12 protein-coding genes are annotated in these 15,107 nt (G+C 70.6%); 5 read left to right on the top strand and 7 right to left on the bottom strand.

Going from position 1 to position 15,107, the window contains the following annotated elements:
- Nucleotide 1: 1 nt before the first annotated feature.
- Both IM770_RS05050 and IM770_RS05045 read left to right on the top strand, forming a co-directional pair.
- Nucleotides 2-1,462 (top strand): aldehyde dehydrogenase (NADP(+)), encoded by a 1,461-nt coding sequence (locus IM770_RS05050; protein ID WP_203580048.1) that lies wholly within the window; start codon nucleotides 2-4, stop codon nucleotides 1,460-1,462.
- A gap of 214 nt (nucleotides 1,463-1,676) precedes the next feature.
- Nucleotides 1,677-4,235: an Ig-like domain-containing protein gene (locus IM770_RS05045; protein ID WP_203580047.1), complete on the top strand. Its 2,559-nt coding sequence runs from the start codon at nucleotides 1,677-1,679 to the stop codon at nucleotides 4,233-4,235.
- 78 nt (nucleotides 4,236-4,313) lie between these two features.
- Here the strand turns inward: IM770_RS05045 and IM770_RS05040 are convergent, their stop codons facing one another.
- Both IM770_RS05040 and IM770_RS05035 read right to left on the bottom strand, forming a co-directional pair.
- A complete protein-coding gene (locus IM770_RS05040; RefSeq protein WP_203580046.1) occupies nucleotides 4,314-4,604 on the bottom strand; it encodes a DUF4287 domain-containing protein in 291 nt (96 codons plus the stop codon).
- A 13-nt stretch (nucleotides 4,605-4,617) separates the two neighbouring features.
- The gene (locus IM770_RS05035; RefSeq protein WP_203580045.1) at nucleotides 4,618-5,001 is read right to left on the bottom strand and encodes a cupin domain-containing protein; all 384 of its coding nucleotides are present in this window, start codon (nucleotides 4,999-5,001) and stop codon (nucleotides 4,618-4,620) included.
- Nucleotides 5,002-5,076: 75 nt separating this feature from the next.
- Here IM770_RS05035 and IM770_RS05030 point away from each other — a divergent pair, with 75 nt between their 5' ends.
- Both IM770_RS05030 and IM770_RS05025 read left to right on the top strand, forming a co-directional pair.
- Complete coding sequence (locus tag IM770_RS05030; RefSeq protein WP_203580044.1) at nucleotides 5,077-6,066, top strand: ArsR/SmtB family transcription factor; 990 nt, start codon at nucleotides 5,077-5,079, stop codon at nucleotides 6,064-6,066.
- Nucleotides 6,067-6,319: 253 nt separating this feature from the next.
- A complete protein-coding gene (locus IM770_RS05025) occupies nucleotides 6,320-7,564 on the top strand; it encodes an MFS transporter (protein ID WP_203580043.1) in 1,245 nt (414 codons plus the stop codon).
- Nucleotides 7,565-7,764: 200 nt separating this feature from the next.
- Here the strand turns inward: IM770_RS05025 and rhaS are convergent, their stop codons facing one another.
- The 4 genes from rhaS to IM770_RS05005 are packed head-to-tail and all read right to left on the bottom strand — an operon-like array spanning nucleotide 7,765 to nucleotide 12,532.
- Complete coding sequence (rhaS, locus tag IM770_RS05020; RefSeq protein ID WP_203580042.1) at nucleotides 7,765-8,814, bottom strand: rhamnose ABC transporter substrate-binding protein; 1,050 nt, start codon at nucleotides 8,812-8,814, stop codon at nucleotides 7,765-7,767.
- 60 nt (nucleotides 8,815-8,874) lie between these two features.
- Nucleotides 8,875-9,933, bottom strand: a complete 1,059-nt coding sequence (locus IM770_RS05015) for an ABC transporter permease (protein ID WP_203580041.1) — start codon at nucleotides 9,931-9,933, stop codon at nucleotides 8,875-8,877.
- Nucleotides 9,930-10,994 (bottom strand): ABC transporter permease, encoded by a 1,065-nt coding sequence (locus IM770_RS05010; RefSeq protein ID WP_203580040.1) that lies wholly within the window; start codon nucleotides 10,992-10,994, stop codon nucleotides 9,930-9,932. The genes IM770_RS05015 and IM770_RS05010 overlap by 4 nt, the downstream gene beginning before the upstream one ends.
- Entirely contained in the window at nucleotides 10,991-12,532 is a 1,542-nt protein-coding gene (locus tag IM770_RS05005; protein WP_203580039.1) for a sugar ABC transporter ATP-binding protein, read from the bottom strand. Before IM770_RS05005 ends, IM770_RS05010 begins: the two co-directional genes overlap by 4 nt.
- Nucleotides 12,533-12,697: 165 nt before the next feature.
- Between IM770_RS05005 and IM770_RS05000 the strand changes: the two genes are divergently transcribed.
- A complete protein-coding gene (locus tag IM770_RS05000; protein WP_203580038.1) occupies nucleotides 12,698-13,708 on the top strand; it encodes a LacI family DNA-binding transcriptional regulator in 1,011 nt (336 codons plus the stop codon).
- A 199-nt stretch (nucleotides 13,709-13,907) separates the two neighbouring features.
- On the opposite strand, the gene IM770_RS18020 is transcribed toward IM770_RS05000, so the two are convergent.
- Nucleotides 13,908-15,029 carry a potassium channel family protein gene (locus IM770_RS18020; protein ID WP_275403124.1) on the bottom strand — a complete coding sequence of 374 codons (1,122 nt, stop codon included), beginning with the start codon at nucleotides 15,027-15,029 and terminating at the stop codon, nucleotides 13,908-13,910.
- Nucleotides 15,030-15,107: the final 78 nt, after the last annotated feature.

Below are 15,107 nucleotides of genomic sequence, written 5' to 3'. Positions count from 1 at the left end.
CATGACCGTTCCCGCCACGACCCCCGACGACGTCGCCGCGATCGTGCGACGCGCGGCCGAGGCATCCGCCCTCTGGCGTCGAAGCACGATCGGCGACCGGGTCGGCGCGCTCGGCGCCGTCGCTGACGCCCTCGACGCGCACGCCGACGAGCTCATCGCCGAGGCGCAGCGCGAGACGCACCTGCCCGAGCCGCGCCTGCGCGGCGAGGTGCGCCGGACGAGTTTCCAGCTGCGACTGTTCGGCGAGGTGCTCGAGGAGGGCACCTGGCTCGACGCCCGCATCGACCACGCCGACGGCGACTGGCCGATGGGCGCGCCACGGCCGGATCTTCGGCGGCAGCTCGAGCCGATCGGTCCGGTGCTCGTGTTCGCAGCCAGCAACTTCCCGTTCGCGTTCTCCGTGGCCGGCGGCGACTCCGCCAGCGCCCTCGCCGCAGGCAATGCGGTGGTCGTGAAGGCTCACCGCGGACACCCGAGGCTCTCCGCAGCGACGACGACGGTCGTGCGTGACGCACTGACCTCCGTCGGCGCGCCGGCCGGGCTGTTCGACACCGTCTACGGCACCGAGGCCGGCGTGCAGGCGCTGAAGGATCCGCTGATCCAGGCGGCCGCGTTCACCGGGTCGATCGCGGGCGGTCGCGCGCTGTTCGACATCGCAGCATCCCGCCCTCAGCCCATCCCCTTCTACGGCGAACTCGGCAGTGTCAACCCGGCGTTCGTGACCCGCTCGGCCGCGTCGGAGCGGGGCCAGGACATCGTCGAGGGCTTCGTCGCCTCGGTCACCGGGAGCGCCGGACAGCTGTGCACGAAGCCGGGCGTGCTGCTGGTGCCCGCAGACTCCGGGCTGGACGCCCTGCTCGCCTCCGCATCGCTGCCGGGACCGGCGCCGCTCCTGAACGACGGGATCGCCGACGGCTTCCGCGAGGCCGTCGAGGCGACGGCGTCCCACGACGCGGTCGAGGTGCTGGCCGGCTCGACCGGCGCCTCCGGCGATCCCGCCCCGGTGCTGCTGAGGACGACGGCGGCGGCGCTCCGCGCCGACCACGAGTCGCTGATCTCCGAGATGTTCGGTCCGGCCGCGCTCGTGGCGACCTACGAGGACGAGACCGAGATGGTCGCCGTCGCCGAGGTGCTCGAGGGCCAGCTGACGGCCACCGTCGTCGGGTCGGAGGACGACACGATCGCGACCGAACTCGTCCCGGTGCTGGCGACCAAGGCGGGGCGCGTGCTGTGGAACCAATGGCCCACAGGCGTCTCGGTGACCTGGGCGCAGCAGCACGGTGGACCCTACCCCGCCACGACCGCGGTCGGCACGACCTCGGTGGGAGCAGCCGCGATCACCCGGTTCCTGCGGCCGGTGAGCTATCAGAACATGCCTGATGCCCTGCTTCCTCCGGCGTTGCGGGCAGCGAACCCGCTCGGGATCCCTCGGCGCGTCGACGGGGCGCTGACCACGTCCTGACTTCCCCTGCGTGATCGCGGCCCCAGGGAGACCCAGGGGCCGCGAGGTGTTTCCATCCGATGAAATCTCTGGTGCCATTGCACCATCACCAGTACCATTGCACCACTACCGCGGCCATCAGGAGCGGAAGCATTGTGACGCGACGACGCTCCACCCCGCAGCCCCGGCTGCTCGCCGAGTGTCGTCGCCCGGCTGAGATCAACGGAGTGAGCAGATGAAACGCAGGAGAACCCTCATCGGCGGCCTGACCGTCGGTGGCGTGGTCGTCGCCTCGGCGCTGGCCTGGACCGGCCCGGCGGCGGTCGCAGCCGACGGCGATGTGGCCGTAGGCGCCGACGGCACGGTGCAGATCGATACGAGCTTCGACGGGCCGCAGGTCACCGAGGTCCGGGTGATCAACGAGGCCAAGTACCTCGAGATCTACTGGGACCGCTACGTCGACGAGAACGCGGCGGTGAGTCCCGGCAACATCACGCTGCGCAACGGCGACCGGACCGTCTCGCTCCGGGCGAAGCCGGCGCAGGGCGGCACCGACACCATCTTCTTCGACAAGGACAACAAGCAGATCGCCGCGACGGCGGCCAACAGCATGGCGCGGCTGCCCGAGGACCTCCACCTTTCGAGCATCGCCTACACGGGCACCATCGACCCGAGCCTGCCGCTCACCCTCGAGATCGACGGCGCCGCGATCGCGGATGCCACCGGCAAGACCGCGAAGACCGCGACCTACGCGGGTGTGCCGAAGCTCGACTACTACACGCAGTCGGTGACGACCGCCACCGGGATCAAGGTCAAGGCCGGCGAGCGCGTGGCCGCGGACACGCTCGTCAAGGCGGCCGCGCAGGTCGACGCCCAGCTCGCGGTCACCTCCACCGGCATCGCCCGGACCATGGCCGCCAACGGGTGCTCCCTCGCGGTGTACGGCGCGCGCGAGAACGCGTATCTCGTGCCCGAGCATCGCGGCGGCTACAACCCCACCATGTACGACGTCGAGGGGTACGGCGGAAACATGTGGAACAACTGCGTGTCGTCGATCTCGGAGCGCAACGTCCTGCGCACGCGCGGTGACGCCAACGCGTTCCTCAACACGTCCTACCCGAACGAGAACATCCTCGTGCACGAGTTCGGGCACGCCGTGCTGTCGGTCGGCATCGAGGAGCAGGAGGACCAGACCCTCGCAGACGCCTTCTTCGCCGCGTACGAGAACGCGTACACGACAGGGCGCTGGCCGAACACCTACGCGATGTCGAACCGCGACGAGTTCTTCGCGACTCTGTCGACCATCTGGTTCGACAACATGGCGGAGAAGCCCGACTGGAACGACGGCGTGCGCAGCCCCATCAACACGCGAGCGGAGCTCAAGGAGTACGACCCGATGGCGTACGAGTTCTTCGCGTCCATCTACCCGGCCGACGTGGCGATGCCGTCGCCGTGGGACGTGCCCGGGCCCGACGTGTATCACGGCGACTTCCGGCAGGAGCCGGCGCAGCCGGCGCGCGTCGAGGCGACCGACGTGGACTACGCGAACGACGTCTTCCGCATCGTGACGACAAGCCTGGGCTCGGACTACCAGATCGACCGCTACGCCGGAGACCCGGACCACCCGTCGCGTGACATCGTCATCTGGTTCCGCTGGGGCGGCGGCGTGTGGAAGCTCGCCTACGAGGGCGGAGGCTTCGTCATCAGCGCCTCGGACGGCAGCGGCGTGCTGACCGCCCTCTCCGACACCGAGGTGGGCTATCTCGGGATCACGCGGGACGCGTCCGACCCCCGTCAGACGTGGACCTTCGCTTCCGATGCCACCACGACGTCGAACGCCTACGACGGCCAGCTCGTGAACCGGGCCAACGGCCGCGCTCTCGTGCTGGACGGCCGCGCGGGCTCGGGGGTGTCGATGACGCTGACGGATGCCGCGGCAGGCACACGCTGGATGCTCGAAGACACGACGCGCACCGCGGCGCAGGGCACCTCGGCCTACATCCTTCCGGTGAAGGTCTCGCTCTCCTCGGGCGATGAGTCGGTGACCGTCGACGCACCGGCGCAGGGCTTCGCACTGCCCTCCATCACCGACGTGGCCGGGACGGACTGGTCCCGCCCCGGCGAGCGCTTCGCCGGATGGGCGCTGGCGGGCTCGACGGAGCCGCTGCCGGCGGAGTGGACGATCCCCGCGGGCACGACGTCGGTCGATCTCGTCGCACTCTGGGAGCCCGACACTGAGGCACCCGGAGCCGTCCTCGTCTCGCCGGCCGTCGCCGGGCCGCTGAGCGGGCTCTCGATCCAGGTCGACGCGACCGACGACGCGGGACTCGCGAAGATCGTCGCCGACGTCTACAAGGGCGGGAAGCTCGTCGAGAGGACCCGGACCGACGTCGAAGGCGCGACCGCGGCGTCCCACACCGCGACGGTGACCGGCCTCGCCGACGGCGACTACACGGTGCGCTACCACGCGGAGGATGAGGCCGGCAACGTGTCGGCGACCACCTCGTTCGCGTTCTCGATCGATGCCACGGCGCCGAGCGTGACGGTCAAGAAGGGGGCCGCCTTCACCAAGGGCGGCGACGGCACCTACGCCGCGGTCAGCTTCAAGATCCGCGACAACGATCGCGTCGCCTCCGTGGCCGTCAACGGCGTGCCGCAGCAGTCGCAGGGCAAGAAGAGCGATGTGGACCGGATCGTCCCCGGCGAGCGCGGCGCGCAGCTCGGTGACAACCTGCTCGTCGTGACGGACGCCGCCGGCAACACCACGGAGGTGAGGTTCACGCTCGCGGATTGAGCATCGCGACGGCGGTCGGCACACCGACCACCGACGCACGACGGCCGGCGGAACGCACACCGCCGGCCGTCGCTGCGCTCAGGGGTTCGGGTTGGTCGCCTTGCCGTCGAGCCACAGCGTGTTCGTCGGGTCGGAGTGGGTGGTGTCGGTGCCGACGTGCTTGTCGCTGATCTGCGGCCCCTTCGTGATCACGTGCACGAGCGCCATGGCGTGCCCTCGGCCGAGGCCGTAGTCGGCGGCGAGCCATTCGACGATCGGCGCCGCCTTGGTGCCCGCGCCGAAGCCCTTCTCGTCCGCCTTCTCGATGAACTGGCGGGGCGTGAGGCCGGTCTTGTCCTCGATGTTGTCGAGGTATGCCTGGAACGACATGGGTGTCTCCTATTCAGTCGCTGGTGGGGATGTCGAGGATGCCGGGAGCGTCCTGCCACTCCTGGATGATGCGGTCGGAGGCGTGGATGCACAGCACCCGCAGCCGACCGGTGCCGCTGTTCTTGAAGCCGTGCCAGGCCCCCGCGGGAGCCGTGGCGGTATCGCCGGCGCGTGCGTGCAGCACCTCCTCGTCGATGGTGATGCGGGCCTCGCCCTCGAGCAGCACCCACGTCTCGGCGTAAGGATGGCGGTGGATGTCGGGGCCCTGCCCCGGCTCGTTGTCGACGAAGAAGTACGACACGGCGGCGCCGTGCTCGGCGCCGACGAATCGGCGCAGCCGCCCGCCGCCGACGACCAGGTCGGCGGCAGGGACGACGGCCGGGATGAGAGTGCTCATGGGATGCTCCGTCCGTAGGTTGCCTGTGCTGCGACCAGCCTCGCGGGCACCGGCGCCCCGCCCTATAGTTTCGATGTGGATCGAAAGTTCGTCGACTTCCAGCTCGCGCCGGACGACCTGACCGCGATCCGCTTCGGCATCTCCCCCGGCCACGAGCTCTGCCATGCGGTGCGCGCGCTGTTGCGCCCCGACGACTATCCGCTGCAGTGGGGATGGATGCGGGCGACCCGCGGCGCGATCGCCCGGGCGGACTTCGAGGTGCTCGCGCTGCTGATCCGCGAGGACGGCTACTTCCCCGACTTCCTCACGACGACCCCCACGTGGGAGCTCACGCCCGAGGCGGAGGCCGAGCGTCTGCGCGACATCGACGACGCGCGCTTCGAGGTCGACATGACGAAGGTGCTCGTGCGCAGCGAGGGCTCGCGCCGCGACGCGGTGCAGCGCATGCTCGACCACCCCGACCGCGCGCGGGCCATGATCGCGGACGCGTGGCTGTCGGTGTGGCAGACGGGAGTCGCACCGGTCTGGTCGCAGCTGGAGCGGCTGCTCCGCGCCGACATCGCGGTGCGCTCGCGGCGCATCGCCGAGAGCGGCATCGGCGCCATGATCCAGACCCTGCACGATCGGGTGGAGTGGTCCGACGGCGCGGTTCGCGTCACGATGCGCATCTGGAGCGAAGTCGTCGACTGCCGCGGCAGCGGTCTCGTGCTGGTGCCCTCGGTGATGGGGAGCACCGGCTGCTTCGTGCTGACGGAGCCTCCGGCGCAGCCCACGCTGTTCTACCCGGCGCAGGGCGTGACCGCCACGTGGGCGCGCGACTCCGCCGACGTGATGACCGCGCTGGCCGCCCTGCTGGGCCCGGCGCGCGCCCGCATCCTGCTCGAGGCGCACGAGCCGCGCACCACCTCGCAGGTCGCCGGCGACACCGGCATCGCCGTGTCGACCGCATCGCATCACCTCACGGTGCTCGCCGATGCCGGGCTGCTGGCCAGCACCCGGCAGGGCGCGCGCGTGCTCCATCGCCGCACGCCGCTCGGCGAGGCGATGGTCGGCGCCGTGCTCTGAGCCGCCGTGCCTTCGGGGCGCCTGCCGCGCCTTCGGGAGCCTGCCGTGCCTTCGGCGCGCACGGGGCACGCCCCGAACGCACGCGCCGGGCCCTCAAGCAGTCGAGCCAGGCGTCTGGACACCAGGGGGCGTTCAGGTGCCGCCGGGTAGACTGGCAGTGCCCATTTCGATGTGCATCTACCTGTCTGCGGCTCCGGCTGCGGACAAGGCGGCACCATATGCCGCCGACCCTCGGCGGACGGCCTGGAGAGAGATGCACACGACACTCGTCGAAACCGACACCGCTGCGCGCGCCGCACGCCGCCCGAGCCTCATCCGCGAGGCGGGCTTCGCGTACTTCCCCGTGGCGCTCGTCGCGCGGCTGCCCTTCGCCATGATGGTGGTCGGCATCCTGACCCTCGTCGTCTCGGCGCGCGGCTCGCTCGCGCTCGGCGGAGCCACGAGCGCCATGACGGGACTCGGCACCGCGCTGGTCGGACCGCTCCTCGGCGCAGCGGCCGACCACTTCGGCCAGCGCCGCGTGCTGCTGGTGGCGGGCGTGGCGAACAGCGCGCTGCTCGCGATGATGGCGTGGCTGGCTTTTGCGCCGGTTCCGGATGCCGCACTCCTGGGCGCCGCGTTCCTCATCGGCGCGTCGATGCCGCAGGTGGCCCCGCTCTCGCGCAGCCGGCTGGTCGGCATCATCGGGCGGGCGTACCCGGCCGAGCGCCGGACCCCGGTGGTGAACGGGGCGATGGCCTACGAGTCGGCCGCGGACGAGATCGTGTTCGTGTTCGGGCCGGTGATCGTCGGCCTGCTGGCCACCACTCTGAACCCGGCGGCACCCGTGATCGGGGCCGCGGTACTGGGCCTCGTGTTCGTCAGCGCGTTCGCGCTGCACCCCACGGCGCGGACGGCGAGTGCCTCCGGAGACGCCGCCCGCCCCGCGCAGGCGCCCGCACGGGAGCTGTTCCGCGCCCGGGTGCTGGCGCCGGTCGCCGGGGCGCTCGGGATGGGCCTGTTCTTCGGCGCGATGCTCACCTCGCTCACGGCATTCATGGCCGAGCGTGGCGTGCCCGAGCAGGCGGGACTCGTCTACGGCGCGATGGGCATCGGGTCGGCTGCGCTCGCCCTGGGCGTCGCGCTGTTCCCGGCGCGGTTCACGCTCGGCGCGCGCTGGCTGACCTTCGCGGTGATCCTGGTCGCGGGCGCCGTCGCGCTGCCGTTCGTGACGACGGTGGGCGCGATCGCCGTCTGCCTCCTCATCATCGGCGTCGGCATCGGCCCGACGCTCGTCACCCAGTACAGCCTTGCCGCCGCCTTCAGCCCGGACGGGCGCTCGGCGACGGTCATGACGATGCTCGGCTCTGCGGTCGTCGTCGGCCAGTCCGCGGCATCCGCCCTCACCGGCGTCGTCGCCGATTCCGCCGGTGCCGGCTCGGCGCTCGTCGCCCCGCTCCTCGCGGCTTCGGTGGTGCTCGCCGCCGGCGTCTGGAACGCCCTCGCCTCGCGCCGCTGAGCCGCGCTGCTCCGGTCCGAAAACCTGGCCGGTCGCGCAACACGCCGGGTCACGGCATCCGTCACCCGCGTGTCGGGGCGACGGACCAGGTTTTCGGCACCCGACGGTTCGGGCGAGCCGGCGACGAACCAGGTTTCGGCACGGAGACACAGCGAACGCCCGGCCCGCAGAGGCGGGCCGGGCGTTCTATGCGACACGACTCAGAAGTCGAAGTCGCCGATGTTGTCGGCGTCGAACACGTAGGGCTCTCCGAGCAGCACCACCCCGTCGGCGCCGACCTCGTACGAGCCGAGCTTTCCGGCCTCGAACGAGTCGCCCTCTTCGCCGGCGATCTCACCGGTGGCGAGCGCCTGCGCCGCGAACGCCGCGAGGTAGCCGAGGTCGGCCGGGTTCCACAGCGCGAACGCGGTGACGGTGCCGTCCTCGACGTACTCGCGCATCTGGTTCGGGGTGCCGAGGCCGGTCAGCGCGACCTTGCCCTTGTACTCCGACGTCGAGAGGTAGCGCGCCGCCGCAGCGATGCCGACCGTGGTGGGCGAGATGATGCCCTTCAGCTCGGGGTACGTCTGCAGCAAAGCCGCGGTCTTGTCGAACGACGTCTGGTCGTCGTCGTCGCCGTAGACGACCTCGACGAGCTCGATGTCGGGGTGGTCGGCCGCGAGGAGCTCCTTCATCGTCTCGATCCACGCGTTCTGGTTGGTCGCGTTGGCCGAGGCCGACAGCACGGCGATCTGGCCGGCGTCGCCGATCTGCTCGGCGATGAGGTCGACCTGCACCTTGGCGATGCCCTCGGCGGTGGCCTGGTTGATGAAGAGGTCACGGCAGTCGGGGTTGGTGTCGGAGTCGAACGTGACGATCTTCACGCCCGCCGAGCTCGCCTCGTCGAGTGCGTCGCAGATCGCCTCGGGGTCGTTGGCAGAGACGACGAGCGCTCCGACGCCCTGCTGCGCGGCGGTCTGGATGTAGCTGACCTGCGAGGTGGGGCTGGCCTCGGTCGGGCCGACCTCTTCGAGCGTGCCGCCGAACTCGTCCGCGGCCTCCTGCGCGCCCGAGGTCGAGGTGTCGAAGTACGGGTTGCCGAGGTTCTTGGGCAGCATCGTGATCGAGAGCTCGGCGTCGCCGCCATCGCCCCCGTCGCCGCCGCCGTCGCCGCCGTTGCCGCCCGCGCAGCCGGTCGCGACGAGCGTGACGCCCACCGTGAGCGCGACCGCGGCGAGAGCCATCCGGCCCTTGCGCTGAAGTCCGAACATCGTTGTTTCCCTTCTTGGTGCAGGTGCTGGTGCAGTGCTGCGGGTGGTGGATGGATGCGGCTACGAGACGTCGACCGTCTCGCCCCGCCCTTTTCTCTTCCCGATGGCGGCGACGCGTCGGCGCTGCAGCCAGGCGAGGAGGCTGGAAGACACCACGGAGAGGATGAGGAGCACTCCCGTGATGATGTTGATGACATCGCTCGTGACGCCGGCGAGGCGCAGGGCCGAGCCGAGCACGCCGATCAGCAGGACGCCGGCGATCACGCCGTGGAGGGCGCCGCGGCCGCCGAAGATCGACACGCCGCCGAGCAGCACCGCCGCGATCACCTGCAGCTCCATGCCCATGGCGTTGTCGCCGCGGGCATTGGAGTAGAGCAGCGTGAAGTACACGCCCGCGAAGCCCGATACCGCGCCCGAGAGTACGAACAGCAGGAACTTGGTGCGGCCCACGTCGATGCCCGAGAACGCCGCCGCCTCCTTGTTGAGACCGATGGCGTAGAGCGACCGGCCGAACGGGGTGAAGTGCAGCACCACGGCGAAGATCACCGCGAGCACGATGAACGGGATCATGATGACCGGGATCGGGGTGCCCGGGATGTTCGCCTTGGCGAGGTCGGTCCACTCCTCGGGGAACTCGGTGATCGCCGTCGTGCCGAGCAGGCCCACCGCGATGCCGCGGAACAGCGCGAGCGTGCCGATCGTCACGGCGAGCGACGGCAGCCCGACCACGGTGATCAAGAAGCCGTTGAACACCCCGGCGAGGGTTCCGACGACGATCGCCGCGAGCGCCGCGAGCGGGAACGGCAGGCCCGCCTGCGTCAGGATGCCGGTCATCACGCTCGACAGACCCACGATGCTCGCCACCGAGAGGTCGATCTCCTCGGTGATGATGATGAGGGTCATCGGCAGCGCGATCAGCAGGATCGGTGCGATCTCGCGCAGCAGGTAGGTGACCGTCAGCGGGCTGTCGAAGTTCTCGACGGTCGCCAGGGCGACGACGATCACGAGGATCAGGATCCCGATGATCGCGGCCTCGCGCGTCACGAGCGCGCGGCGCCAGGCAGGACGAGCGTGGGCTTTGTAGACGCGGGTGGTCACGGCATCCGTCACGGCAGTCATCGCGCCCCCTCCCCTTGTTCGCTGAATCTCTGAGCGATGAGTCGTCGATGCTGACGGACGGCCAGCACCCGGTCGAGCACGATGGCGCCGAGGATGAGCGCGCCGACGACGGCGCGCTGCCAGAAGTCGTCGATGCCGAGGATCGGCAGCGCACGGTTGATGGTCAGCAGCAGGAACGCGCCGATCGCCGCGCCCCACACCGTGCCGACACCGCCCGAGATCGCGACGCCGCCGATGACCGCGGCGCCGATCGCCTGCAGCTCCCAGCCGAAGCCGGCCGCCGAGCTCACGGTGCCGTAGCGCGCCGCGTAGAGGACGCCGGCGAGGCCGGAGAGCGCGCCCGACACCACGAACGCCGTGATGATGCGGCGGTTGACCTTGAGTCCGTAGAGGTGTGCGGCGGCCGGGTCGGAGCCGATCGCGTAGAACTCGCGCCCGCCGCGCATGTTGCGCAGGTACCAGGCGGCGATGACCAGCACGACGAGGGCGATGATCGTGAGGATCGGGATGCCGATCAGCTGGTCGGTGCCCAGCCCGCGGAAGTCGCGCGGCAGGTCGGACGCGTTGATGCGATCGCTGCCCGTCCACGCGACGTTGATGCCGCGGTAGATGTACATGGTGCCGAGCGTGATGACGAGGGCGGGCACACGGGCGAAGGCGACCAGCGCGCCGTTGATCGCACCGAGCAGACCGCCCAGGAGCACGCCGCCGACGAAGACGCCGATGATGGGGATGCCGGGCACATCGATGAAGAGCCGGCCGGTCAGATACGCCGAGAGCCCGACGATCGAGCCGACCGACAGGTCGACGTTGCGGGTGATGATGACGACCGCCGAGCCGACCGCGACCAGCAGCAGCAGCGATGGCGTCAGCAGCAGGTCGCGGAAGCCATCGGACGAGAACAGGAAGTTGGGGTTGGCGACGGTCGCGGCGACGATCACCAGCAGCAGCGCGACGAGGATGCCGGTCTCGCGCGCGGTCGCGAGGTGGCGCACCAGACGGGATGCCGCGCTGGACCCTGGCTGGACCGGCGGCTGCACGGGGGCGGTGGCGGTGCTCATCGGGTGACCTCCGCGTCGGCCGTGGCGGCGTGCATGACGGCCTCGGGCGTCGCGTCCTGGCGCGCGAACTCTCCGGTGATGCGGCCTTCGCGCATCACCAGCACACGGTCGGCCATGCCGAGCACCTCCGGGAGCTCCGACGAGATCATCAGGATCGCCATCCCCTGCTGAGCCAGCTGCGACAGCAGCCGGTGGACTTCGGCTTTCGTGCCGACGTCGATGCCGCGCGTGGGCTCGTCGACGATGAGCACCTTGGGCTCGGTGGCGAGCCACTTGCCGAGCACGACCTTCTGCTGGTTGCCGCCCGACAGCGTGCCGGCCTCGGCGTCGAGCGCTGCGGTCTTGACCTCGAGGCGGCTCGCCCACACCTGGGCAGCTTCGTTCTCGAGGCCGGTCCACAGCAGGCCCCACTTGGCGAGCTTCGAGCGGATGGCCAGAGTGATGTTGCGCGAGACGCCGTCGTCGAGCACGAGACCCTGCTTGCGGCGGTCCTCGGGCACGAGCGCGATGCCGCGGGTGGTCGCGAGGCGCGGGTTGCCGCCGGGGAGCGGCGCGCCCAGCAGGGTCACCCGCCCCGACTCGTAGGGGTCGACGCCGAACACGGCGCGAGCGACCTCGCTGCGGCCGGCGCCGACCAGCCCGGCCAGGCCCACGATCTCACCGGCACGCAGCTCGAAGGAGATGTCGCGGAAGACGCCCTTGCGGGTGAGGCCTTCCACCTTCAGGGCGACGTCGCCGACCTCGGACGGCAGCTTCGGGAACAGCTCGGTCACGTCGCGGCCGACCATCAGGCGCACGAGCTCGTCGACCGAGGTCTCGTCGATCGGAGTGGTCTCGATGTACGACCCGTCGCGCATGACGGTGACGGTGTCGCACAGCGCGAACACCTCGTCGAAGCGGTGCGAGATGAACAGCAGGGCGCGGCCCTCGTCGCGGAGGCTTCGTGCGACCGCGAAGAGCCGCTCGACCTCGACGCCCGACAGCGCGGCGGTGGGCTCGTCCATGATGAGCACGCGCGCGTCGAGCGAGATGGCCTTGGCGATCTCGATGATCTGCTGATCGGCGATCGAGAGGCCCTCGGTCACGCGATCGGGGTCGAGGGCGACGCCGAGTCGCTGGAAGATCTCCATGGCCTCGGTGCGCATGGCCTTGCGATCGATGCGTCCGAGCGCGCCGGTGGGCTGGCGACCCATGAAGATGTTCTCGGTCACCGAGAGGTCGGGGAAGAGCGTCGGCTCCTGGTAGATCACGGCGATGCCCGCGGCCTTGGACTGGGCCGTGCTGGAGAAGTCGACGGTCTCGCCGTCGAGCAGCAGGTCGCCGGCGTCGCGGCGGTAGAGGCCCGCGATGATCTTCACCAGCGTGGACTTGCCGGCGCCGTTCTCACCGATCAGCGCGTGGATCGATCCCCGCTCCAGGGTGAGGCTGCCCGAGCGCAGGGCGACGACGGGACCGAAGGACTTGACCACGCGGCGCAGCTCGAGCGCGGGCGTCGGGTCGGGTGCGGCGGGCGCGGCGGGTGCGACATCGGCGGCCACGGCATCCTCCTCATCGAGGTGAGTCAAAGATTCTGAAAGTTCCTGAATCGATTCAGGTGAAGTTCAGGCTACTCTAAAGTTCAGTGCGATCGCGGTCAAGTCGCTCGGCGAGGTTGACCGAATCGTGACCGGACGCAGATCCGACGACGAAGTGGAGACGATGACGTGCCAGTGAGCATCCGTGATGTCGCGCAGCGCGCGGGGGTCTCGGTCGGCACGGTCTCGAACGTCCTCAACCGTCCCGACGAGGTGTCGGCCGAGTCGGCCGACCGCGTCATCCGCGCGATCGAAGAGCTCGGCTACGTGCGCAACGACGCCGCGCGCAAGCTCCGGGCGGGCGTCAGCACCACCGTGGGCTTCGTGGTGCTCGACGGGCAGAACCCCTTCTACAACGACGTCGTCCGCGGCGCCGAAGACGAGGCGACCCGCCACGGCATCGCGATCCTCTACGGCAACACCGATGAGGACCACCGCCGCGAGCGCCTCTACCTCGACCTGTTCGAGGAGCAGCAGGTGCGCGGTCTCCTCATCGCGCCGTACGGCGACGTCACCTCGCGCCTGCATCGGCTGCACGCGCGCGGCATCGCCACGGTGCTCGTCGATCGATTCAGCGGCGACGGCCGCTTCTCTTCCGTGTCGGTCGACAGCGTCGCAGGCGGGCGACTCGCCGTCGAGCACCTCATCGACGGCGGCCGGCGTCGCATCGCCTTCGTGGGCGGGCCGTTCGACATCCGCCAAGTGAACGACCGGCTCGCCGGGGCGCGCGTCGCCGCCGAGAACGCGGGAGACCACGTCGACCTCGAGGTGGTCGCGACCGCCGCGATGACGGTCGAGGAGGGCGTCGCGGCCGGCACGCGCATCATCGCGCGCCCGCGCCGCGAGTGGCCCGATGCCCTGTTCGCCGCCAACGACCTGCTCGCACTGGGCCTGCTGCAGTCCCTGGTGGTGGACGGACGGATGCTGGTGCCCGACGACATCGCGATCATCGGATTCGACGACATCTCGTTCGCCGCCGCCGCCGCGGTGCCGCTGTCGTCGATCCGTCAGCCGAGCCGCATGATCGGACGCACCGCGCTGCGGATCGTGCTCGAGGAGGCGGCTGACCCCGACAGCATCGCCCGGCAGACGGTGTTCCCGCCCGAGCTCGTCGTGCGGGCATCGACGCGACCCCGGTGACGGCGCGGCGGCGCCCGGACCGCGGGCACGGTGCCCGAAAACCTGGCCGATCGCGCGACGCGCCGGCTCGCGGCATCCGTCATCGGCGCGTCGAGGTGATCGACCAGGTTTTCGGCGCCGAGAAGGCGATGGGCCGATGACACGACCCGCCTACCGGCACGGCCCACGAACGGCTGCCGGGCGGAATTCGGGCGCCGCTCTAGGATGGGGCGCCGGCGAGCAGTCGGCGGATCTCGGCGAGCGTCTCCTCCTGCTGGGCGAGCAGGACGTGCAGCCGCTCGGCGGTCGCCGCGTCGGCCTCACCCGCGGCTGCTCGCGGAGACATGCCGTCGCCTGACGCGGCGGCATCCTCGGCGAACACGGGGGCGCCGGGCGCACTGCGCGGCCCCGCCCCCGACGAGCCGGCCGCCACGCCCGCCGCGACGGCACCCGCGACCGCGCCGGCGGCGACGCCCTTCGCGGCGTGCACGGCCAAGGGCGGCTGGGATTCCGCGGCGGCGGACGACGCGACTGTCGCGCTCGGCTCCGCTGCCGGCTCTCCTGCCACGACCTCGGCACCCTCGGTCGACGCCGGGGGCGCGGCATCCGTCTCCGTCTCCTCGAGCTCTTGCGCAGCCTTGCGCGGCCCGAGGAACAGGTTGGCGAGATAGCCCGTGAACGTGCCGAAGATGCCGACGCCGACCACGATGATGAGGGCTCCGATGAGCCGGCCGGCGTTGGTCACCGGGAACTGGTCGCCGTAGCCGACGGTCGAGATCGTGACGAGCGTGTACCAGAGCGCGTCGGAGGCGGAGGTGATGTTCGCGCCCTCGGCGTTCTCCTCGACCGCGAGGATCGAGATGCTCCCGAACTGCAGCACCAGCACGCCCAGCAGCAGCAGCGTCATCAGGGCGCTGTTCGCGCGATCCTTGACGAGGGTGTTCCAGACGGTGCGCGGCCCGAGCTCGCGCAGCAGGCGGAAGACGCGCAGCAGCCGGAACAGGCGCAGGATCTTGAACTGCGGGAACGGCAGGCTTGCGAGCAGGTCAGCCCACCCGAAGCCGCGGAAGAAGTAGCGGCCGGCCGACGGCGCGGTGGCGAGGCGGTAGATGAAGTCGCCGAGGAAGATGACGCTGAAAAGCGCATTCATCACGGACAGCACCAGCTCGAGCGCCGAATCGCCCGCCACGAGGTAGACCAGTACCAGGTTCGCGATCGACAGGATCGACAGGGCGCCGATGAAGATCTCGTACGCGGTGTTCTTCAGCTCGGCGCGGGCTGCCGCACGCGCCTGCGCACGGGCGCGCGAGCGCTCACGGATCTCTGAGAGTGATCGGGCCATGTCGGCTCCTCGGATCGGGCTGGATCCGGACGCACTCCGGATGCAGGCCCATTGTGCTCGCACCTGCGGTCCGCATGC

The organism is Microbacterium hibisci, assembly GCF_015278255.1.
Lineage (GTDB): Bacteria > Actinomycetota > Actinomycetes > Actinomycetales > Microbacteriaceae > Microbacterium > Microbacterium hibisci.
This window is presented reverse-complemented; position numbering and strand designations above follow the sequence as displayed.